This window comes from Streptomyces sp. NPDC028635, from assembly GCF_040637635.1.
Lineage (GTDB): Bacteria > Actinomycetota > Actinomycetes > Streptomycetales > Streptomycetaceae > Streptomyces.
In genome coordinates this window covers 1-21677 of sequence record NZ_JBEZWX010000066.1, presented here as the reverse complement: position 1 = coordinate 21677, position 21677 = coordinate 1, and the positions used below count along the sequence as shown (strand labels likewise).

The 21677-nt window shown below is 72.2% G+C and carries 16 protein-coding genes; 11 read left to right on the top strand and 5 right to left on the bottom strand.

Features of this window, described 5'->3' with window-relative positions; all coding sequences use genetic code 11:
• The first annotated feature begins 326 nt into the window (after window positions 1–326).
• From AB0E88_RS34745 to AB0E88_RS34720, 6 genes are all read left to right on the top strand, one after another.
• Window positions 327–1619, top strand: coding sequence for a DUF4190 domain-containing protein (locus tag AB0E88_RS34745; RefSeq protein WP_361638907.1), 1293 nt, complete (start codon window positions 327–329; stop codon window positions 1617–1619).
• Between the two features lie 182 nt (window positions 1620–1801).
• Complete coding sequence (locus AB0E88_RS34740) at window positions 1802–2554, top strand: GntR family transcriptional regulator (protein WP_361638905.1); 753 nt, start codon at window positions 1802–1804, stop codon at window positions 2552–2554.
• Window positions 2555–2922: 368 nt separating this feature from the next.
• Window positions 2923–3123, top strand: a complete 201-nt coding sequence (locus AB0E88_RS34735) for an SPOR domain-containing protein (protein WP_361638904.1) — start codon at window positions 2923–2925, stop codon at window positions 3121–3123.
• Between the two features lie 115 nt (window positions 3124–3238).
• Window positions 3239–3649 carry a (deoxy)nucleoside triphosphate pyrophosphohydrolase gene (locus AB0E88_RS34730; RefSeq protein ID WP_361638902.1) on the top strand — a complete coding sequence of 137 codons (411 nt, stop codon included), beginning with the start codon at window positions 3239–3241 and terminating at the stop codon, window positions 3647–3649.
• A gap of 669 nt (window positions 3650–4318) precedes the next feature.
• The gene (locus tag AB0E88_RS34725; protein ID WP_361638900.1) at window positions 4319–4756 is read left to right on the top strand and encodes an ATP-binding protein; all 438 of its coding nucleotides are present in this window, start codon (window positions 4319–4321) and stop codon (window positions 4754–4756) included.
• A 263-nt stretch (window positions 4757–5019) separates the two neighbouring features.
• On the top strand, window positions 5020–7647 hold the full coding sequence (locus AB0E88_RS34720; RefSeq protein ID WP_361638898.1) for a SpoIIE family protein phosphatase: 2628 nt from the start codon (window positions 5020–5022) through the stop codon (window positions 7645–7647).
• 94 nt (window positions 7648–7741) lie between these two features.
• On the opposite strand, the gene AB0E88_RS34715 is transcribed toward AB0E88_RS34720, so the two are convergent.
• Window positions 7742–9289, bottom strand: coding sequence for a hypothetical protein (locus tag AB0E88_RS34715; RefSeq protein ID WP_361638896.1), 1548 nt, complete (start codon window positions 9287–9289; stop codon window positions 7742–7744).
• Between the two features lie 82 nt (window positions 9290–9371).
• Here AB0E88_RS34715 and AB0E88_RS34710 point away from each other — a divergent pair, with 82 nt between their 5' ends.
• Both AB0E88_RS34710 and AB0E88_RS34705 read left to right on the top strand, forming a co-directional pair.
• Window positions 9372–10463, top strand: a complete 1092-nt coding sequence (locus tag AB0E88_RS34710) for a hypothetical protein (RefSeq protein ID WP_361638895.1) — start codon at window positions 9372–9374, stop codon at window positions 10461–10463.
• Window positions 10464–10480: 17 nt separating this feature from the next.
• Window positions 10481–10801 carry a hypothetical protein gene (locus AB0E88_RS34705; RefSeq protein ID WP_361638893.1) on the top strand — a complete coding sequence of 107 codons (321 nt, stop codon included), beginning with the start codon at window positions 10481–10483 and terminating at the stop codon, window positions 10799–10801.
• On the opposite strand, the gene AB0E88_RS34700 is transcribed toward AB0E88_RS34705, so the two are convergent.
• From AB0E88_RS34700 to AB0E88_RS34685, 4 genes are read right to left on the bottom strand one after another with little or no spacing between them, the layout of a single operon-like run.
• Window positions 10782–11552, bottom strand: coding sequence for a succinate dehydrogenase/fumarate reductase iron-sulfur subunit (locus tag AB0E88_RS34700; RefSeq protein ID WP_361638892.1), 771 nt, complete (start codon window positions 11550–11552; stop codon window positions 10782–10784). The genes AB0E88_RS34705 and AB0E88_RS34700 overlap by 20 nt on opposite strands.
• Window positions 11549–13480, bottom strand: a complete 1932-nt coding sequence (locus AB0E88_RS34695) for a fumarate reductase/succinate dehydrogenase flavoprotein subunit (RefSeq protein ID WP_361638890.1) — start codon at window positions 13478–13480, stop codon at window positions 11549–11551. Before AB0E88_RS34695 ends, AB0E88_RS34700 begins: the two co-directional genes overlap by 4 nt.
• A 60-nt stretch (window positions 13481–13540) precedes the next feature.
• Window positions 13541–14365, bottom strand: a complete 825-nt coding sequence (locus tag AB0E88_RS34690; RefSeq protein ID WP_361638888.1) for a hypothetical protein — start codon at window positions 14363–14365, stop codon at window positions 13541–13543.
• Window positions 14366–14385: 20 nt separating this feature from the next.
• Entirely contained in the window at window positions 14386–14673 is a 288-nt protein-coding gene (locus tag AB0E88_RS34685) for a hypothetical protein (protein ID WP_361638886.1), read from the bottom strand.
• Window positions 14674–14975: 302 nt separating this feature from the next.
• Here AB0E88_RS34685 and AB0E88_RS34680 point away from each other — a divergent pair, with 302 nt between their 5' ends.
• From AB0E88_RS34680 to AB0E88_RS34670, 3 genes are all read left to right on the top strand, one after another.
• Window positions 14976–17207 carry an ABC transporter family substrate-binding protein gene (locus AB0E88_RS34680; protein ID WP_361638884.1) on the top strand — a complete coding sequence of 744 codons (2232 nt, stop codon included), beginning with the start codon at window positions 14976–14978 and terminating at the stop codon, window positions 17205–17207.
• A 217-nt stretch (window positions 17208–17424) separates the two neighbouring features.
• On the top strand, window positions 17425–19332 hold the full coding sequence (gene typA, locus AB0E88_RS34675) for a translational GTPase TypA (protein ID WP_361638882.1): 1908 nt from the start codon (window positions 17425–17427) through the stop codon (window positions 19330–19332).
• Between the two features lie 623 nt (window positions 19333–19955).
• The gene (locus tag AB0E88_RS34670) at window positions 19956–21575 is read left to right on the top strand and encodes an ABC transporter substrate-binding protein (RefSeq protein ID WP_361638880.1); all 1620 of its coding nucleotides are present in this window, start codon (window positions 19956–19958) and stop codon (window positions 21573–21575) included.
• The last annotated feature ends 102 nt before the right edge of the window (window positions 21576–21677 follow it).

The following is a 21677-nucleotide window of genomic DNA, read 5'->3' as shown; positions in this document are numbered from 1 at the left end:
GGGCCGGGGTGGGGGGTGTCCGCCCGCAGCGGCCGGCACCGGGCAACGGTGCGCGCGTCGGGGACGGGCGGCCGGACCGAGGACGGACACCCCCCACCCCGGCCCCGACTCACAGACAACCGCAGGCGCGACACCAGCCCACCACGCACCGCAACGGGCCGCCGCAGGCACAAAAAGGGGCGCGGGGAACGGCGCGACCAGCCACAACGAAACCCGCAGACGACAACGCACCCCAAGGGGCGGGCACCCCCCGCCCCACCCGACACCCCCACATGCCACTATCCGTCTCACACCCGCTCGCCCGTCACAGCAGGAGCACGGCACCCGTGTCCATACCGCCCCCGCCCCCCGGCCCCCAGCAACCCCCGTCCACCCCGGGGCCGTACCCGGCACCGGGCGGCTCCCCGCAGCAGGACCCGTACTCGGCACCGGCCGGCTACCCGCAGCAGGACCCGTACTCGGCACCGGCCGGCTCCCCGCAGCAGGGCCCCTACCCCGCACCGGCCGGCTACCCGTACCAGCCCTGGGGCCAGGGCTACACCCCGTTCAACCGACCCGCCCCGGTCAACGGCGTAGCCATCGCCGCCCTCGTGCTCGGCGCCCTGTGCTTCCTGCCCGCGATCGGGCTCGTCCTGGGTGTCATCGCGCTGGTGCAGATCCGCAAGCGGGGCGAGCGGGGCAAGGGCCTGGCGATCGGCGGCGCGGTCCTGTCGACGATCGGCGTCGCCCTGTGGGGACTGGTCCTCGCCACCGGCGGCGTCGGCGAGGTCTGGCAGGGCATGAAGGACGGCGCCCGCGACCACGCGACCTTCTCGCTGCACAAGGGCCAGTGTTTCGACGAGCCCGGCGCGCTGGGCGGCGCCACCTACGACGTCGACGAGGTGCCCTGCGCGGGTCGCCACGACGGCGAGGTGTTCGGCACCTTCAACCTCCCGGCCGGCTCCGGCTACCCGGGCGAGCGCGCCGTCGACACCGCGGCCGAGGGCCGCTGCTACCCGCTCGCCCAGGCCTACGCCATGGACAGCTGGGCGTGGCCCGACGACGTCGACGTCTACTACTTCAGCCCCAGCAAGGACAGTTGGGCGCTCGGCGACCGCGAGGTGGCCTGCGTCTTCGGCAACACGGACGAGCGGGGCACGCTCACCGGCTCGCTGCGCGCCGACGCGACGACCCTCGACGCGGACCAGGTCGCCTTCCTGACGGCCGCCCAGGAGGTCGACAGAGCGCTGTCGGACGAGCCCGAGGACCTCGCCGAGGACGACCTCGAGGGCAACCGGGCCTGGGCCGGCGAGATGAAGAGCGCGGTGGCCGCGCAGATCTCCCAGCTGGAGTCCCACGCATGGACGGCCGGCCACCGGCAGCAGGTCGCGGCCTACGTCGCGGAACTGCGGACGGCCCGCGGCCAGTGGGCGAAGGCCGAGAGCGCCAAGGACCCGGACACCTTCGACGCGCACTACGCCGCGGGGTTCAAGGCGGTGGACGGCGCCCCGGCGGTGGCCGTCCGCACGGCTCTGAGGCTCGCCACGACGCCGCCCTCGGACGGGTACGGCGACTCCGGCGGGACCGACGGATCCGGTGACGTCGGCGGTACGGGGGGCGGCGGCGGTGTCGATGTGTGATCCCGGCCGGAGCGGGGAGAAAGTGCCTGCGTGACGCTGGAGTAAGGCCTTGCGCCGTGCCCTGCCCGACGCCTCGCCACGCCCCATTTCATCACTTCGAGTGATTCTCTGGCCTTTGCTTGCACGGCCCAACCCACGGTTGCCACGCTGTTGCTGTCTGTACAAGCTGATGGGAGCGGCCAGTGACATTCGGTGAGCAGCCGGCGTACCTGCGCGTCGCGGGTGATCTCCGCAAGAAGATCGTCGACGGCTCGCTGCCACCGCACACCCGGCTGCCCTCGCAGGCCCGCATCCGCGAGGAGTACGGCGTCTCGGACACCGTCGCACTGGAGGCCCGCAAGGTCCTGATGGCCGAAGGGCTGGTCGAAGGCCGCTCCGGCTCCGGGACGTATGTGCGCGAAAGGCCGGTGCCGCGCCGTATCGCGCGCTCCGGCTTCCGGCCCGAGAGGGGCGCGACCCCGTTCCGGCAGGAGCAGTCGGACGCCGAGGCGCGCGGCACCTGGGAGTCCAGCAGCGAGCAGACGGAGGCGAGCCGGGCGGTCGCGGGGCGGCTGGGCATCGAGCCGGGGGACCGGGTGATGCGCACGCGGTACCTCTTCCGCGAGTCCGGCGAGCCGATGATGCTGTCCACCTCCTGGGAGCCGCTCGCCGTCACCGGCCGCACACCCGTGATGCTGCCCGAGGAGGGGCCGCTCGGCGGGATGGGGGTGGTGGAGCGCATGCGGGCCATCGACGTCATCGTGGACAACGTCACGGAGGAGGTCGGCGCCCGCCCCGGCCTCGCCGAGGAACTCCACGCGCTCGGGGGCGTGCCCGGCCATGTCGTCCTGGTCGTGCAGCGCACCTACTACGCCTCCGGGCGCCCGGTGGAGACCGCCGACGTCGTCATCCCGGCCGACCGCTACCGGGTCGCGTACCACCTGCCGGTGAGGTAGCGCACACCCTTGCGTATGCGCCCCGGTGACCCTGCCGGGGCCCGGTGTGCTCGGTCGGCTTCCCGCTGCCGATGACGGCGCGCGCCGTAGCGTTTCGGTCGTCTTCGCAGGTCGTCCACCGTGTGCCGCGGCGTGCCCGGCAACGCGCCGAGCGGGCGCGTCGTGCTGCGCGCACGGCGCATTCGTCCTCGTGCGCCCCTTCCGTACTGGCCGGTTGCCTACCTCTTCGTGAAAACCCGTGTTCGCTGCGTAAAGGTTGGGCGTAGGCTCGGGCATATGCGGATTGCGGTTTCCTTATCGGGCGGGGCCCGGTTCGCGCCGCGGACGGGGCGCGGACGAGCCGGGGTGGGAAGGAGCGGTGGGGCGCGATGAACGAGAGCACGATCTCCCTTCCCTGGCTCGTCATACGGCAGGACGACAACGGCAACCGCTATCGCGTGGGCCGCTACGCGACCCGGGCGGAGGCCCAGAGGATCGCCGACGGCCTCGACGCCAGCGGCCACAAGCAGCTCTACTGGGTCGAGCGGATCGGCCAGCACGCCCAGAGCGCCGACGGCACCCGGAACTGACCTCCGGCACCCGGAACTGCCATACGGCACCCGGAACTGACCTCCGGCGCGAACCGACCTCCGGCGCGGACGGCACCCGGACCGGCCTCGGGCGCCCTGGCATAGGCTCCGGCGCATGACGGAACGGATCGTGGTCGTCGGCGCGGCGCTGCTCGACGGCGGCCGGCTGCTCGCCGCGCGCCGTAGTGCGCCCCCAGAGCTGGCCGGCCGCTGGGAGCTGCCCGGCGGCAAGGTGGAGCAGGGCGAGGTGCCCGAGGCGGCGCTGGTGCGCGAACTGCGCGAGGAACTGGGCGTCGACGCGGAGACGGTCGGGCGCGTGCCGGGGGAGTGGCCGCTCAGGGAGCCGTACGTGCTGTGGGTGTGGACGGCCCGCCTGCGGCCCGGTTCACCCGCGCCGCACCCGCTCCAGGACCACGACGCGCTGCGCTGGCTCGGGCCGGGCGAGATCTGGGACGTCGACTGGCTGGACCAGGACGTCCCGGCGGTACGCGCGACACTGTCCGCCCTGGACACCGAAGTCCGCTGACAGCAGCCGCCCCACCGCCGCCCGCCCGGCGCGGGTCCGCCGACGCCCCCGGCCGCTGCGGCTCGCCGCACACCACTGAGGGCACCCCCGCCGGTGCGCTCCCGCAGGCGCCCGCCATCGGCGCGCCGGCGCCGGGGCACCCCGGCCGGTATCCCTCGCCGAGCATCACCACGGGCGCCTCCGTCGGCGCGCTCCCGTAGGCGCCCCGCCATCGGCGCGCCTGCGCCAACACCCCCGGCCGATCCCCTCGTCGCGAACCATCACCGAGGCTCCCGCAGGTATCCCGCCCCCGGCGCGCCCTCGCGGGGACGCCTTCGCCGCGCGCCCCGCCGGGCCCCGGCCTCCGGCCGGCGCACCGCCGTCCGCGGCCCCCGGCAAGCTCCCCGCTCAGTCGCGCCCCAGCCCACGCCCCGCCCGCGCATCCTCGTCGGCGGGCCCCGCATCGGGCGCTCCCCCGACGCCTCGCATCACGCACCCCCGACGCCCCGCACTGCGCCCACCTCCCGCGCCCCCGCGTCCCGGCGCCCCGCACCGCCCCAACCCCTCGCACTGCCCCCCCGCGCCCCCCCGAGCGCCTCTTACGCCGTTTGTGCCACAGTGCGCCTGTGCGGGCGGTACCCGGTGCTGGATATCGGGTATGTGCCCATTAACCCCACGAAACCGGACAGGGTGGGAGACCCGCTGGCCTGGGAAGTGATCGGCGTGATCGACACCGAAGGCGACTGCGCCGAGTGGACGTTCCCGGCTGAGCCGGGTGCCGTGCGCGCCGCCCGCTCCGTGGTGCGCGCGAGGCTGCACACCTGGGAGCTGGACAGCCTCGCCGACACCGCGGCCCTGCTGGTCAGCGAACTCGTCACCAACGCGCTCCGGCACGCCACCGGACCGATCGGTGTCCGCCTGGTGCGGCTCGCCGGGCGCGACGGCCAGGGCGTGCTGCGCGCGGAGGTCTCCGACCCGCTGCCCGACCCGCCCCGGGAGCGCACCCCCCACCCCGACGAGGAGAGCGGCCGCGGGCTGCAACTGGTCGCATCGGCCTCCCGCCGCTGGGGCACCCGGCCCGGCGAGGGCGGCAAGACGGTGTGGTTCGAACTCGCGCTCCCCGGGTGAACGCCGGAGGTGGCACGACCGGTCCGTGACCGGCACGGACGGCACCGCGGCCGTATCGGCCGGGACCGATGCCCGACTGCGGGATTCGATGACCTGCCGCCCGGTTAGAAGACTGGAAGTGTTGTCGCAGGACGGACCAAAAAGGGCCTGGACCGTGCTGTGATCGTGAACACCGTGTCGTGCGGCGCCGTAGTGCTGGATACTGCGGGCAGCCGCTGCCGGTGACCGATGCCGGGCGCGGTGAGCTGGAGGGGACGGTTCGCGTGAGCGAGATACCAGCGAAGGCCACGGAGTCCGAGGACCCGTCGGACGGCGCGAGGGCGACAGCCGCGGGCGCGCTCGCCTCCGATCCGGAGCGGACCGGTGACACGCTGTGGCAGAGCAGCCCGCCCGGCTCGATCTACGACTACATCAAGGTCGCGTCCTTCTCCATCGGCGCCGACGGCCTCGTCGACCAGTGGAGCCTGCGCGCCGAGCAGATCTTCGGCATCCCCGCCGAGCGCGCCGTCGGCATGGACCCCATCGAGGCGTTCGTCGACCCCGACCTGCGCGACCGGGGCCAGCGCAAGATGGCCGAGATCCTCGACGGCCGCGAGTGGACCGGCGTGGTCCCCTTCCGCGTGCCCCGCACCGAGGACGACGCCGCGCAGGACGCCCCCGGCGCCGAAGGGCTCGCCGAGGTGTACGTCATGCCGACGCGCACCAAGGAAGGGGAGAAGGCCGCCGTCTGCATCGTCGTGGACGTACGCACCCTGCGCAGCATCGAGACCGACCTCGCCGCCTCGCAGGCCATATTCGGCCAATCCCCCTTCGGCTTTCTGCTCATCGACACCGAGCTGAAGGTGCGCCGCGCCAATCAGCGGTTCGCGTCCATCTTCGGCGGCACCCCCGACGACCACCGCGGCAAGGGGGTGCACGACTATCTGCCCCGGCCGGAGGCGGAGCGGGTCACCGCGACGCTGCGCCGGGTCCTGCAGACCGGCGACTCCATCACGGACATGCACGTCACCGGCTATGTCCCCGGCTCCGACGAGCGCCGCCACTGGTCCGTCAACCTCTACCGCGTGCACAGCGGTTCCGGCCGGCCCATCGGCGTCGCCTGGCTCGGCACCGACATCACCGCCCGCCGCGCCGCCGCCCGCGAGGCCGCCGCCGCGCGGCGCAACCTCGCCCTCCTCAACGAGGCCGGCGCCCGCATCGGCAACTCCCTGGACCTGGAGACCACCGCCCGCGAACTCCTCGACGTCGTCGTCCCCGGCTTCTGCGACCTCGCCACCGTCGACCTCTACCAGGGCCTGCTGGCCGGCGACGAGACCCCGCCCGGCCTCGCCGACGGCAGCGCGGAGATGCGCCGCGTCGCCTACGCCAGCGCCGTCGCCGACACGCCGTTCCGGGACGGCCCCGGCGAGAGCGTCGAGGTCGGCGCGGTCCACCACTACCCGTTCAACTCCGCCTGCGCCGAAGCCCTGCGCACCGCCCGCCCGCAGCGGGTGCCCGGCGAGGAGGGCGGCCTGGTGCAGTCCGTGCTCGCCGTGCCGATGGTCGCCCACGACACCGTCGTAGGACTGGCGCTGTTCGCGCGGACCAAGGGCAGTGAACCGTTCGGGGACCGGGACCGGGATCTCGCCGTGGAGCTGGCGGCGCGGGCGGCGGTCTGTATCGACAACGCCCGCCTGTACCGGCGTGAGCACGAGCGGGCGTTGATACTGCAACGGTCCCTGCTGCCGCCCGGCGACCCGGTGGCCTCCGGCCTGGACATCGCCTGCCGCTACCTGCCCGGCAACGCCTCCACCGGGCGGCCCAGCGAGGTCGGCGGCGACTGGTTCGACGTCATCGAACTGCCGGGCCACCGCACCGCGTTGGTGGTCGGCGACGTGATGGGGCGCGGGCTGCGCGCCGCCGTGGCCATGGGCGAACTGCGCACCGCCGTGCGCACGCTGGCCCTGCTCGACCTCGAACCCGCCGAAGTCCTCTCCGCGCTGGACGAGATCGCCCGCGGCCTCGGCACCCCCGGCGGCGTGCAACAGGCCACCCGGGCCGCCCGCCGCCCGCGCGAGGCGGACCTGTCCGAGGTGTACCTCGCGACCTGCGTGTACGCCGTCTACGACTCCGTCACCCGCCGCTGCACCTTCGCCAACGCCGGCCATCTGCCGCCGGTGCTGGTCGAACCCGGCGAGCCGGCGCTGATGCTCGACGTGCCGCCCGGGATGCCGCTGGGCGTCGGCGGGGAGCCGTTCGAGGAGGTCGAGGTCGAACTGCCCGAGGGCGCGCTGCTCGCGCTGTACACCGACGGGCTCGTCGAATCCCGCGACCACCCCCTGGACGAGGGACTCCAGGCGTTCGTCGGCGCGCTGACCGACCCCGCGCGTCCCCTGGAGGACGTCTGCGACCAGGTCCTCCACACCCTCGACACCCATCACGGCGAGGACGACATCGCCCTGCTGATGGCCCGCGTGCAGGGCCTGCCCGCCGAGTCCGTCGGCGACTGGACCCTGCCGCGTGAGCCGCGCAGCGTGGGCCGGGCCCGCGAGTACGCGCGCTCCCAGCTGCTCGCCTGGGACCTGGAGCCGCTGGTCGACACGACCGAACTGCTCGTCAGCGAGCTGGTCACCAACGCGTTGCGATACGGCGAGGGCGAGATCCGGCTCCGGCTGCTGCTGGACCGCACCCTGGTCTGCGAGGTCTGGGACTCCGGGCTGGTCCAGCCGCGCCGCCGCCGCGCCCGCGACACCGACGAGGGCGGCCGCGGCCTGCAACTCGTGGGCCTGCTCTCCGCGTCGTGGGGCTCGCGCCGCACCCCGCGCGGCAAGACGGTCTGGTTCGAACTGGCCCTCCCGGACGGCGAGTCGGGCCCGGTGGACCCGGCGGAGGCGTTGCTGAGCCTGTTCTGAGCCCGGGCACCGAACCCGTCCCGGGCCCGGGCGCCGTGCCCGTCTCGAGCCCGGGCACCGAGCCCGTCCCGAGGGCCCCGCGCCCGGCGCGGCGCTAGTCGGCGCTTTCGAGGCGGCGTCGTGTCGCGGGGCCGCCGTAGGCCAGGGGTTCCGGCTCCGGCGGCGGGCCGTGCACGCGGACGTCCTGTTCGGCGTGGTCGCGGGCCGCGGCCGCCAGCGTGCCGGCGGCCACCAGTCCCACCGGCGTGTCCGAACCGAGGGCCCGTGCCGCCGTCGCCAGCCGGGTGCGCGCCCCGGCGCCCACCACGCCCCGGTGGGTGGCGACGAAACCGTCCGCCGCGGCCACCGCGCTGCTCGCCGTCAGCCGTGCGGCGGCCATCAGCACCCCCGCCCGCCCGGTGGCCACCGGCGCCAGCGCCCGCACGATCCGCCGCAGCTCCGCCAAGGGATCGTAGGGCCGCCCACCGGTCAGCTCCATGCGGACGGAAGCCAGCACGGCGTCCGCGTGCGCGATACGCGAGCGCAGCTCCCCGGGCGGCACATCCGCCGGGGCGGAGCGGCGCGCCGCCGCCAGTTCCGCCTCCGCGCCGGTCAGGGCCGCCGGGAGCATCTCCCGGGCCGCCGCCAGCTCACGGGCCAGCCGGTCCACCGCGGTGACGAAGACCTCCGCCTGCGCCACGGCCCCCTCACCGGAGCGCAGGCGTGCCGCCGCGCGGTCGCTCTCGCCCCGGTCGGCGGCCTGCCGGGCCTCGTTGAGCCGGGTGGTGGCCGTCACCAGGCGGTCCTTGGCCAGCTCGGCATACCCGGTGACCGGGTCGAGCGCGCCGGCCGCGAAGGTCTCGCGCAGGCCGGTCAGCGTGGCCTCGGCCTGCCCCGCGCGGGCGGCCAGTGCCCGGAAACGGGCCTCCGCGACCGCGAGCGCGTCGTCCCGGCCGGTGTCCACCGCGCGCAGTTCGCCGAAGGCGGCCGCGGTGGCGTCCAGGACACGGCCCGCCTCCGCGCACCGGCCGACGATGCCGGCGAGGGTGTGCCGCCGCGCCGGTTCGTCCTCCAGCGGCAGGCCCTCGTCGTCCCGCTGCCGCAGCGCGAACGCCGCCGCCAGCTCGCCCTCCGCCTCCCGCAGCGCCCGCGTGAACGGCTCCAGACGCGCTGCGTCGTACAGCTCCCGCGCGAAGTCCAGCTCCTCCCGGCTGGTGCGCACACAGTCGTCGGCCTCGACCAGCGCCGCCTGCGCCTGCCGGTCGAGTTCGCCGGGAGCCGGCGTGTAGGGGTGGGGCGGCAGGACGCCGGAGGAGGCGGCCGGGGGCGTGGGACGGGCGACGGCCGCGGGCGTCGCGGGCGGGCGGGAGCGCCGGGTGCGGCGGACGTAGACATAGCCGGCGAGCAGGGCCGCCGCCCCCACGGCGGCCACCGGAAGGACCAGATCCGTCGGGGACGTCTCGTCCTCGCGCGGCTGCGCCGCCGCCGTGCTCGCGGCCGGTGCGGGGCGGGTGATCGCAACCGGCGGCTCGGTGACCGTCGTCATCCCCGGCAACAGCAGCCACACCACGCCCGCCGCGCCGCCCAGCAGCGCGTGCGCCACCCGCACCGATATGTGCGCCGTGGCGTGCCGCGGGCGGCCCCTGGGCGAGGATGACGTCACGTTTCGGAGCGTATGGCCCGGTATGCGGGGTCGCGAGCCAGGCGCGTCCGGTGGGGCGGACGGACGAGGGAGGGGTACGGCGATGGAACAGCCGCAACGTACGGAGGAGCCGGAGGCGACATCCCGGCAGGGCGGCGAGCCGGAGCCGGCCGCGCCCCGCCCCGTGCGACGCCGGTGGCGCTCGGCCCGGCGTGCCGCCCTCGTCGTCGTGCTGCTCCTCCTGCTGCCGGTGCTCGCCACGCAGGTCGCCCTGCGGGTGAACTACACCGGCGATCCCGCCGACGGCACGCGTAGCCGCAACCGGGACGCCCTGTGGCTCGGGCACGCCTGGATCGACGGCCGCAAGAAGGACGCCGACGTCACGGCCCTCGCCCGCCGGCTCGCCGGAACCGGCATCCGTGACCTGTATGTGCACGCCGGTCCACTGGAGCACGACGGGACGCTGCCCGCCTCGGCGTACCCGCGGGCGCAGTGGCTGGTCGCGGCCGTGCACCGGGCGGCGCCGGGGGTGCGGGTGCAGGCCTGGCTGGGTGACGTGCTGGCCACGGAGGAGCCGGACGGGCTGCGCCTGGAGCGGTCCGCGACCCGGGCGGCGGTCGTCCGCTCCACCCGCGCGGTCCTCGACGCGGGCTTCGACGGCGCCCACTTCGACCTGGAGCCGCTGCACTCCGGCGACCGCGACTACCTCGGCCTCCTCGACGCCCTGCACCGCGAGACGGCCGCGCGCGGGGCGCTGCTGTCCGTCGCCGCCCACCAGATCGACCCGCTGCCGGGGCTGCACTCAGTCCTCGGCGCGGTCACCGGCCACCCCAAGTGGTGGTCGCAGGAGTTCTTCGGCCAGGTCGCGCGCCGCGTCGACCAGATCGCCGTCATGTCGTACGACACGATGCAGCAGTGGCAGAGCACCTACGGCGGTTACGTCGCCCAGCAGACCGCCCTCGCCCTTGAGGTCACCCCGGCCTCCACCGACCTGCTGATGGGCCTGCCCTTCTACCACGAGAACCGCTTCGGCCACCGCGGGGCGGCGGAGACGGTCCCCGCGGCGGTACGCGGTGTCCGCCTCGGCCTGTCCCGCACGGACGCGGACCGCGCGGCGTTCGGCGTCGCCCTCTACGTGGACTTCGCGGCGACGAAGGCGGACTGGCAGGCGTACCGTACGGGCTGGGTCCGCTGAACCAAGGGGTGGGGACGATGGATCACGGGCTGCCGGCCGCTCTGCTGGCCACCGGGGTGGTCGCCGCGCTCGGTGCGGTGACGCTGACGACGGGATGGGTCGCGCCCTGGGCGCGGGGCAGGGTCGTCCGCCCAGCGCTGTGGGGCGCCGGTGCGCTGGTGTTCGCCGCCGGCATGGCGACGGGCCTGTCGACGCACTTCTTCGACGTGTCCCTCGGCTCGGGCGACGCCCTGGCGGTGGACACGCTCGCGCAGATCGCCTTCGGCGGGCTGCTCCAGCACCGCGCCCAGCGCCCCGGCCGCACCTGCGCCGCACCCGCTACGAAGAACGCCTCCTGATCTTCGACCCCAGCCACACCAGCGGGTCGTACTTGCGGTCCACCGCCCGTTCCTTCAGCGGGATCAGGGCGTTGTCGGTGATCTTGATGCCCTCGGGGCAGACCTCCGTGCAGCACTTGGTGATGTTGCAGTAGCCGAGGCCGTGCTCGTCCTGGGCCGTGCGTTTGCGGTCCAGGCCGGTCTCGGCGGCCGCGTCCAGGGGATGCATGTCGAGTTCGGCGATGCGCATCAGGAAGCGCGGACCGGCGAACGCCGTCTTGTTCTCCTCGTGGTCGCGCACCACATGGCAGGTGTCCTGGCACAGGAAGCACTCGATGCACTTGCGGAACTCCTGCGAGCGGTCCACGTCCTCCTGCATCATCCGGTACTCACCGGGGCCGAGGCCGGGCGGCGGGACGAAGGCCGGGACCTCGCGGGCCTTGGCGTAGTTGAAGCCGACGTCCGTCACCAGGTCCCGGATCACCGGGAAGGTACGCAGGGGCGTGACGGTGATCGTCTCCTCCTCGCCGAACACCGACATCCGCGTCATGCACATCAGCCGGGGCCGGCCGTTGATCTCCGCCGAGCACGAACCGCACTTGCCGGCCTTGCAGTTCCAGCGCACCGCGAGGTCGGGCGCCTGCGTGGCCTGCAGGCGGTGGATGATGTCGAGGACGACCTCGCCCTCGTTGACCTCGACGGTGAAGTCCTTCAGGCCACCGCCTTCCGCGTCCCCCCGCCACACCTTGAACCGTGCCTGGTAGCCGCTCATTCGTACAGCTCCTCTTCGGCGAGGTACTTGACCAGCTCCTCCTTCTCGAACAGGGCGAGCAGGTCGGGGCGGATGGGGTCGGTGGTCTCGCGGGCCAGGGTGATCTGGCCGCGGGCGGGGTCCGACGCCGCGAGACCGCCGGTGGGATCGGTCAGCCGGCACAGCAGGTTCACCCGGCGCCAGGTGCGGTCCATCGACGGGAAGTCCTCCCGGGTGTGGCCGCCGCGCGACTCCGTGCGCTCCAGCGCCGCGCGGGCCACGCACTCGCTGACCAGCAGCATGTTCCGCAGGTCCAGCGCGAGATGCCAGCCCGGGTTGAACTGCCGGTGGCCCTCCACCCCGGCCCGCCGGGCCCGTACCCGCAGCTCGCCGAGCTTGCGCAGGGCCTGCTCCATCTCGCCTTCCCGGCGGATGATGCCGACCAGGTCGTTCATGGTCTGCTGGAGTTCCTGGTGGAGGGTGTAGGGGTTCTCCGGCGGGCCGCCCTCGCCCTCCGTCTCGGCGGAGAACGGCCGCAGCGCCTCCGCCGCCGCCGTGTTGACCTGGGCGTCGTCGACCACCGGCCGCTCGTACGTCAGCGCCCCCGCGTACTCGGCGGCGTGCAGCCCCGCGCGGCGGCCGAAGACCAGCAGGTCGGACAGGGAGTTGCCGCCGAGCCGGTTCGAGCCGTGCATACCGCCGGCCACCTCACCGGCCGCGTACAGCCCGGGCACCCCGCGCGCGGCGGCCGTGTCCGAGTCGACGGCGACACCGCCCATGACGTAGTGACAGGTCGGCCCGACCTCCATCGCCTCCGCGGTGATGTCGACGTCGGCCAGCTCCTTGAACTGGTGGTACATCGATGGCAGCCGCCGCTTGACGACCTCCGCCGGCATCCGTGTCGACACGTCCAGGAAGACCCCGCCGTGCGGGGAGCCCCGGCCGGCCTTCACCTCGGAGTTGATCGCGCGGGCCACCTCGTCGCGGGGCAGCAGCTCGGGAGGGCGCCGGTTGTGGTCCGGGTCGTCGTACCAGCGGTCGGCCTCCTCCTCGGTCTCGGCGTACTTCTCCTTGAAGACGTCCGGGACGTAGTCGAACATGAACCGGTTGCCCTCGGAGTTGCGCAGCACCCCGCCGTCGCCGCGCACCGACTCGGTGACGAGGATGCCCTTCACCGACGGCGGCCAGACCATGCCGGTCGGGTGGAACTGCACGAACTCCATGTTCAGCAGCGGCGCGCCCGCGAGCAGGGCGAGGGCGTGGCCGTCGCCGGTGTACTCCCACGAGTTCGACGTGACCTTGAACGACTTGCCGATGCCGCCGGTGGCGATCACGACGGCCGGAGCCTCCAGCACGAAGAAGCGCCCGCTCTCGCGTTCGTAGCCGAAGACGCCGCCGACCCGGTCACCGTCCTTCAGGACCCTGGTGACCGTGCACTCCTGGAACACCTTCAACCGCGACTCGTAGTCGCCGGTCTCCCGGTGGTCCTCCTGCTGGAGCGCCACGATCTTCTGCTGGAGGGTGCGGATCAGCTCCAGGCCGGTGCGGTCGCCCACATGCGCCAGACGCGGGTACTCGTGGCCGCCGAAGTTGCGCTGCGAGATCCGGCCGTCCTTGGTCCGGTCGAACAGCGCGCCCCAGGTCTCCAGTTCCCAGACGCGGTCCGGGGCCTCCCTGGCGTGCAGCTCGGCCATGCGCCACTGGTTGAGGAACTTCCCGCCGCGCATCGTGTCGCGGAAGTGGACCTGCCAGCTGTCGTGCTCGTTGGCGTTGGCCATCGCCGCCGCGATGCCGCCCTCGGCCATCACGGTGTGCGCCTTGCCGAAGAGCGACTTGCAGATCACCGCCGTACGCGCGCCCCGCTCGCGCGCCTCGATCGCGGCCCGCAGTCCGGCGCCGCCGGCACCGACCACGACGACGTCCCACTCCTGCCGGTCGACCACGGGCATCGGTCAGTCCTCACTCGAGTCGCTGAAAGACGTGCGTCACCAGAGGTGCGTCACCGGTCACTAGAAGAAGCGCGGATCGTCGAAGACCCCGGACGCGACGAGGTACACGTAGAAGTCGGCGAGGGCCACGCTCAGCAGGGACGCCCAGGCGAGCTGCATGTGCCGGGCGTTGAGCCGGCCGACGAACCGCCACATGCGGTAGCGCACGGGATGCTTCGAGAAGTGTTTGAGCTTCCCGCCGACGATGTGCCGGCAGGAGTGGCAGGACAGGGTGTACGCCCAGATCAGCACGATGTTGGCGAGGAACACCAGGGTGCCGAGCCCCATGTGTCCCCAGCGGTAGTGCTCGTCGCGGAAGGCGAGCACGGTGTCGTACGTCAGCACACCCGCGACCAGCAGCGCCGCGTAGAAGAAGTAGCGGTGGACGTTCTGCAGGATGAGCGGGAAGCGGGTCTCGCCGGTGTACTTCGCGTGCGGCTCGGGCACCGCGCAGGCCGGCGGGGACGCCCAGAAGCCGCGGTAGTACGCCTTGCGGTAGTAGTAGCAGGTCAGCCGGAAGCCCAGCGGGAAGATCAGGATGATGATCGCCGGCGAGATGCCCCACCAGCTGCCGAAGAGGTCGGCGTTGGGCCCGGCGTGCATGGTGCGGCAGTTCTCCGCCAGGCACGGCGAGTAGAACGGCGAGACGTACGGCGCCGCGTAGTAGTGGGCGTTCGCGAAGGCCCGCCAGGTGGAGTAGACGACGAAGGCGAGCAGACCGGCCGCGGTGGCGGCGGGCGCCAGCCACCAGCGGTCGGTGCGCAGGTGCGCGGCGGGGATCGCGGCGCGGGTCGTCGACCGGACGCCGCCTGTGCTGCCCGGCCGGGGTTCCGTACCAGTGGCCACCGTTTACGGCTCCTGTCCGGTCAGGGGGCGTGCCGGTCGCGGGCGCCGAGGCCCTCGTCGTCGGAGTCGGTCCACAGGGACCCGTCGTAGGGGGTGTCGGGGATGCTGACGACCTCCGGGCGGGCGGCCTGTGCGGGGGTGATCGCCGAGCGCAGCAGCGAGACGCTCTCGCGCAGATGGTCGGCGTCCATTCGCGCCCGGCGCATCTCCAGGCTGCCGCTGCCGAGCTGCTTCTCGAGGCGCCCGAGCGACCGGTAGAGGTCGTCGAGGCTGCGCTGGACGGAGGTGAGTTCGTCGTGGACGGACATGACTTGCCCTCGCTTCCGGGGGGTCTTCCAGGCCCTGGGCGGCAACGTTCATGCGCCTGTGAGTGTTGCGCGTCACACCACGCGCTGTGAAGGGACGTGCACCGATTGGCGGAGGCGTGCGGGCGCATCGCGGGTTGCGTTGCGCCACACGGGTGGCCTTACGGACCGTCGCCGTCGTGTCGCCGGCAGTGTCCGGATCCTTTCCTCTTCAGTGGCTGCATCAAATCTGCATACGTGTGATCAGCTCCATATACCGCCAAACGTGATCATAACGCCCGCGGCTTTCCGGAGGTACTCCAGAGATGTCCCACGACGTCGTCGGACCGCGCGCCGTCATGCGCTCGGTCGCCTTCCTCACCGCGGGCGCGCTCGCGGTGACCGTGCTCACCGGCTGCAGTTCCGAGGACGAGGCCGGCAAGCCTCTCGCCGGGCAGGACATCGCCCGGGCCGCCCGCGCCCAGATCGCCGACGGCGGCACGCTGCGCTGGGCCGTGGACGCCGTACCCGAGACGCTGAACACCTTCCAGTCCGACGCCGACGCCACCACCACGCGCGTCGCGCAGGCCGTGCTGCCGTCGATGTTCCGGCTGGACGCCCAGGGGCGGCCGCAGCGCGACGCCGACTACCTGGAGTCCGCCAAGGTCGTCGAGACCGAGCCCAAGCAGGTCGTGCTGTACAAGCTGAACCAGCAGGCCGTGTGGAGCGACGGCCGGGAGATCGGCGCCGCCGACTTCGCGGCGCAGTGGCGCGCCCTGTCGGGCAAGGACTCCGCCTACTGGACCGCGCGCAACGCCGGGTACGACCGCATCGAGAAGATCGAGCGCGGTGCGAACGACCTCGAGGTCAAGGTCACCTTCGCCAAGCCCTACGCCGACTGGCAGTCGCTGTTCTCACCGCTGTACCCGAAGGACGTCATGGGGACGCCGGACGCGTTCAACGACGGGGCGCGGCACAAGCTGAAGGTCAGCGCCGGGCCGTTCACGGTGAAGACGGTGGACACCAAGGCCAAGGACGTCGTCCTCACCCGCAACCCGCGCTGGTGGGGGCATCCGGCCAAGCTGACCGAGATCGTGCTGCAGGCCGTGCCGCGCGACAAGCGGGGGCAGGCACTGGCCGAGGGCACCATCGACATGGCCGAGATCGACCCGTCCGACGCCCAGCGCGTCACCGGCAGTGCCGGGGGCGCGGCCGGCCCGCTGCAGGGGCCCGGCGGCCGTACGGCGGTCAAGGCGCTGCGCACCTGGGAGGCCCGGCACGGCGCCGACGCCGAACCCGGGGACGAGGAGCTGCGGGCCTGGGAGAAGCTGACCAAGGCGGTTGCCGAGGAGCAGAAGGAGAAGGAGCAGCTGCGCGGCTTCGAGGTGCGCAAGTCCTTCGAGGCGGCGTACACGCAGCTCGCGCTCAACGGCTCCGAGGGGCCGCTGGCCGACGAGCGGGTGCGGCGGGCGGTGGCGCGGGCACTGGACCGGGGGCAGCTGGCCAAGATGGTGCTGAAGCCGCTGGGGCTGCCGGCGGTGCCGGTGGGCAGCCATCTGGCGCTGTCCGGCCAGCCCGCGTACGCCGACAACAGCGGGGCGCTCGGCGGTCAGGACACCGCGGAGGCGCAGGCGCTGCTCGCCGACGCGGGGTGGGTGCCGGGCGGTCCGGTCGACGAGCAGAAGAAGGGGGAGAAGGCGGCCGGCGCGGAAGGGGACAAGGAGAAGACGGCCGGGGAGAAGGAGAAGGCGGCCGGGGGCAAGGCGGGGAGCGGCACGTCCGACGGGGACGCGTCCGAGGGCGGCAAGGACGGGACGTACATCGTCGGCCAGGACGACAAGGCGGGGTGGCAGCCCGGCCACGGCGAGGACGGCGGACGGCACCTCGCGCAGGACGGCCGCCAGTACGCCGAGTGGCAGCTGCGGCAGGGCGGGGCGCCGGGGGCGTACGCGCCGAAGGGGACGGCGGCGCCGGCCGGGGCCGGGTCGCAGGTGCTGGCCAAGGACGGCAAGCCGCTGACGCTCCGCTTCGTGCTGCCGTCGGGACCGGGCTCGCAGACGCTGCGGCAGGTCGCGGACCGGATCTCCGCGATGCTCGCCAAGGTCGGCATCCGGACCGACATCACCAAGGTGCCGGACGACAGCTACTTCAAGGACCACATCGCCGCCGGCCAGTACGACCTGGCCCTGTACTCCTGGCCGGCCTCGGCCTTCCCGGCGACGGACGCCCGCCCGATCTACGCCAAGCCGGTACCGGCCGCCGACGGCTCGCTGAGCGTGGAGCAGAACTACACGCGGGTCGGCACCGACCAGGTCGACCAGCTCTTCGACCAGGCGATCGCGACGCTGGACCAGGACGAGGAACGGGCCCTGATCCGCAAGGCGGACTCCCGGATCTGGGCAGCTGCAGGATCGATTCCTCTCTTCCAGCGCCCGCAGCTGGTGGCCACCCGCACCTCCCTCGCCAACGCGGGAGCCTTCGGCTTCCAGACACCGGTGTACGAGGACATGGGCTACCTGAAGAAGGGTGAGAAGATCACGGCGAGCCCGTCGTCGTAGGAGCCGGTTCGGCCGGGGGCCGCCCGCGGCGCGCCCCGCGCCCCTTCCCCGGCCGAACCGCCTCCCGGAGCCCCCTGGCGCAGCGCCGGCCTGGGGTGATAGAGGTCGCCGAGCCGCCCCGGCGGGCGCCCCGTACCATGGGGTGAGGCCGTGGCATGTTCAGCCCGGCAGGGCCCGCGCAGCAGGGCCGTCCACAACTCCGGGAGATCGCCGCAATATGGCCACGCGCCACGACATCCGCAACGTCGCCATCGTCGCCCACGTCGACCACGGCAAGACCACCATCGTCGACGGCATGCTCAAGCAGGCCGGTGCCTTCGCCGCCCACCAGCTCGAGGGCGTCGACGACCGCATGATGGACTCGAACGACCTGGAGCGTGAGAAGGGCATCACGATCCTCGCCAAGAACACGGCGGTGAAGTACCACCCCAAGGACGGCGGGGACCCGATCACGATCAACATCATCGACACCCCCGGCCACGCCGACTTCGGCGGCGAGGTCGAGCGCGGCCTGTCGATGGTCGACGGTGTCGTGCTGCTGGTGGACGCCTCCGAGGGCCCGCTCCCGCAGACCCGCTTCGTGCTGCGCAAGGCCCTCCAGCAGCGCCTGCCCGTCATCCTGTGCATCAACAAGACGGACCGTCCGGACTCCCGGATCGACGAGGTCGTCAACGAGACCTACGACCTCTTCCTCGACCTGGACGCCGACGAGGAGCAGATCGAGTTCCCGATCGTCTACGCCTGCGGCCGTGACGGCATCGCCTCGCTGACCAAGCCGGACAACGGCACGGTCCCGAGCGACAGCAACAGCCTGGAGCCATTCTTCTCCACCATCCTGGAGCACATCCCGGCCCCGACGTACGAGGAGGACGCGCCGCTCCAGGCCCACGTCACCAACCTCGACGCCGACAACTTCCTCGGCCGTATCGCGCTGCTCCGCGTCGAGCAGGGCGAGCTGCGCAAGGGCCAGACGGTCGCCTGGATCAAGCGCGACGGCTCGATCAGCAACGTCCGCATCTCCGAGCTGATGATGACCGAGGCGCTCACCCGCAAGCCCGCCGAGGTGGCCGGCCCGGGTGACATCTGCGCCGTCGCCGGTATCCCCGACATCATGATCGGCGAGACGCTGGCCGACCCGGAGAACCCGGTCGCCCTGCCGCTGATCACGGTCGACGAGCCCGCGATCTCGATGACGATCGGCACGAACACCTCGCCGCTGGTCGGCCGCGGCGGCACCGGCAAGGGCGCCGACGCGAAGGCGGCCGTGAAGGACCGCAAGGTCACCGCCCGCCAGGTCAAGGACCGCCTGGACCGCGAGCTGATCGGTAACGTCTCGCTGCGCGTCCTCGACACCGAGCGCCCCGACGCCTGGGAGGTCCAGGGCCGTGGTGAGCTGGCGCTCGCCATCCTGGTCGAGCAGATGCGCCGCGAGGGCTACGAGCTGACCGTCGGCAAGCCGCAGGTCGTCACCAAGGAGGTCGACGGCAAGACCTACGAGCCGGTCGAGCGCATGACGATCGACGTGCCCGAGGAGCACATGGGCGCCGTCACCCAGCTCATGGGCGTCCGCAAGGGCCGGATGGACAACATGTCCAACCACGGCTCCGGCTGGGTCCGCATGGAGTTCGTCGTCCCCTCCCGCGGTCTCATCGGCTTCCGTACGGAGTTCCTGACCCAGACCCGCGGCACGGGTATCGGCCACTCCATCCACGAGGGCTTCGAGCCCTGGTTCGGCAACCTGACGACCCGCAACAACGGCTCGCTGGTCGCCGACCGCGCCGGTGCCGTCACCGCCTTCGCGATGACGAACCTGCAGGAGCGCGGCGTGCTGTTCGTGGAGCCGGGCACCGAGGTGTACGAGGGCATGATCGTCGGTGAGAACTCCCGCTCCGACGACATGGACGTGAACATCACCAAGGAGAAGAAGCTCACCAACATGCGCTCCTCCTCGGCCGACTCGTTCGAGGCGATCGTCCCGCCGCGCAAGCTGTCGCTGGAGCAGTCCCTGGAGTTCTGCCGCGACGACGAGTGCGTCGAGGTGACCCCGGAGGCCGTGCGCATCCGCAAGGTGAACCTGGACGCCCGCGAGCGCGCCCGCGCCGCGAGCCGCGCCAAGCACGGCTGACGCACCGACAGCGACGAGCCGGGCCCCCGCGTCGAGCGGGGGCCCGGCTCGTCTGCGTTGCCGTCCGCATACCGTGCGTGGCGGGGGATTCCGCGGGAATCCACCAGAGGGTAGGGAAAACCCTGCATCCTGGGCCCTAAGCCGCACAGGGTGGCCGATTTCTACTAGTCTGCTGTGCGGGTCGGCGTCGTCTGCCGTGGGGTCAAGTGCCCGGTGGGCCTGTGCCGTTCAGGCGCGGACGCCTCTCTTTCGGGCAGCGCGAAGCGCCCTGCACGGCGGCCACAGTAGCCGCAAGTGCTTTTCCCTACTTCTGCGTCCGGAATGCGGACAGTGATCACCGATAGATGTGTAACAAGTCCGTTTCGCAGCGATCTATCTGCAAACTGTTTGTCCGGATTTTGGAAGAAGTAGGCAGCAGGTGTGATCGAACCGAGACCTTAGGACTGTGGTTCGGCCGGTGGCCCATGGCAGATAGTTAGGCGCGTAGAGCTCGGATCCCGGGTCACGCCAGCTGCGGCGCCGACTCACGAGCGGGGGGCACCTCACCATCTGCGCCGTCCATGACGGTGGTGTGACGTGTGCCCCTCTATGCGGTGAACCAAAGGACTCATAAGGAGGAACCCATGCGCGGTGCGAAGAGCGCCAAGTGGGTCGCGATAGCCGCGGTTGTGGCGCTGGGCGCGACCGCCTGTGGTGGTGGCAGCGACAAGGGCGACAGCAAGGCCGCGATCGACCCGAACGGCAAGTTCTCGGTCGAGGTGGGCGAGCCGCAGAACCCGCTGCAGCCGGCCAACACCATGGAGTCCAACGGCAGCATCGTCATCAAGTCGCTGTTCTCCGGGCTCGTCGACTACGACAGCAGCGGCAAGATCGTCAACGTCAACGCGCAGTCGATCGACACGACGGACAACAAGACCTTCACGGTCAAGCTGAAGCCGGGCTGGACCTTCCACGACGGCACCCCGGTCACCGCCACGTCCTACGTCAAGGCGTGGAACTGGGCGGCCAACCCGGCCAACAAGCAGACCAACAGCGCCTGGTTCGCCGACATCCAGGGCTACGCCGACGTCGCTCCGGAGAGCGGCAAGGCCAAGGCCACCGAGATGTCCGGCCTGAAGGTCGTCGACGACAACACCTTCACCATCACGCTGTCCAAGCCGATCCCGTACTTCGTGTACAAGCTCGGCTACGAGGTCTTCGACCCGCTGCCCGAGTCCTTCTACAAGGACCCGAAGGCCGCCGGCGAGCACCCGATCGGCAACGGTCCCTACAAGTTCGTCAAGTGGGACCACAAGAAGCAGATCGAGGTCGCCAAGTTCGACGGCTACAAGGGCCCGAACGCCGCCAAGAACGGCGGGGTGCTCTTCAAGAACTACGCCAAGCTCGAGACGGCCTACCAGGACCTCAAGTCCGGCAACCTCGACGTGATGCGCCAGGTCGCCCCGCGTGACCTCCCGGTCTACAAGGCCGACCTCGGCGACCGCGCCGTGGACCAGGCGTACTCCGCCATCCAGACCATCGCGGTGGCGTACTACTCCCCGCAGTGGAAGCACATCGACCCGCGCGTCCTGCAGGGTCTGTCGATGGCGATCGACCGGGACACCATCACCAAGACCGTCCTCCAGGGCACCCGTGAGCCGGCCACCGGCTGGGTCGCCAAGGGCGTCCTCGGCTACGAGCCGAACGCCGTGGGTGACATCACCAAGTACGACCCCGCCAAGGCCAAGGACCTCATCAAGGCCGGCGGCGGCGTCCCGGGCAACAAGATCTCCATCCAGTTCAACGCGGACGGCGGTCACAAGGAGTGGGTGGAGGCCGTCTGCGGCTCCATCACCAAGGCGACCGGCGTGCAGTGCACCGGCGACTCCAAGCCCGACTTCCAGGCGGACACCAACGCGCGTGACGCCAAGCAGGTCAAGTCGCTGTACCGCTCCGGCTGGGTGCTCGACTACCCGTTCATCTCCAACTTCATCCGCGACCTGTTCGGCTCCAAGGCCGACGGCAACCAGGGTGACTTCAACAGCAAGCAGATCGACGATCTGATCGCCAAGGCTGACGCGGCGAAGACGCTGGAGGACTCGGAGAAGCAGTACCAGCAGATCGAGAAGGAACTGCCGAAGTACATGCCGAGCATCCCGCTCTGGTACTACAAGGTCAACGCGGGCTACTCGGAGAAGGTCTCCGGTGTCAAGTACGCCCAGGACGGTGACCCGATCCTGACCGGCGTTCAGGTCAAGAAGTAACCGCTGGCGAACAGCGTGGCCGTGGGCCGCCCCCCGGCGCGGGGGGACGCCCCCCGCGAGCCCAAGACCCGCGGCCCGCCCAGAACCCCCCGGGAGCACGCA

Excerpts from the sequence above, each read along its gene's own strand:
- AB0E88_RS34730 (WP_361638902.1), top strand. The coding sequence starts at position 3,239 with ATGACGGAACGGATCGTGGTCGTCGGCGCGGCGCTGCTCGACGGCGGC.
- AB0E88_RS34735 (WP_361638904.1), top strand. The coding sequence starts at position 2,923 with ATGAACGAGAGCACGATCTCCCTTCCCTGGCTCGTCATACGGCAGGAC.
- AB0E88_RS34670 (WP_361638880.1), top strand. The coding sequence starts at position 19,956 with ATGCGCGGTGCGAAGAGCGCCAAGTGGGTCGCGATAGCCGCGGTTGTG.
- typA (WP_361638882.1), top strand. The coding sequence starts at position 17,425 with ATGGCCACGCGCCACGACATCCGCAACGTCGCCATCGTCGCCCACGTC.
- AB0E88_RS34700 (WP_361638892.1), bottom strand. The coding sequence starts at position 11,552 with ATGAGCGGCTACCAGGCACGGTTCAAGGTGTGGCGGGGGGACGCGGAA.
- AB0E88_RS34680 (WP_361638884.1), top strand. The coding sequence starts at position 14,976 with ATGTCCCACGACGTCGTCGGACCGCGCGCCGTCATGCGCTCGGTCGCC.
- AB0E88_RS34695 (WP_361638890.1), bottom strand. The coding sequence starts at position 13,480 with ATGCCCGTGGTCGACCGGCAGGAGTGGGACGTCGTCGTGGTCGGTGCC.
- AB0E88_RS34710 (WP_361638895.1), top strand. The coding sequence starts at position 9,372 with ATGGAACAGCCGCAACGTACGGAGGAGCCGGAGGCGACATCCCGGCAG.
- AB0E88_RS34685 (WP_361638886.1), bottom strand. The coding sequence starts at position 14,673 with ATGTCCGTCCACGACGAACTCACCTCCGTCCAGCGCAGCCTCGACGAC.
- AB0E88_RS34705 (WP_361638893.1), top strand. The coding sequence starts at position 10,481 with ATGGATCACGGGCTGCCGGCCGCTCTGCTGGCCACCGGGGTGGTCGCC.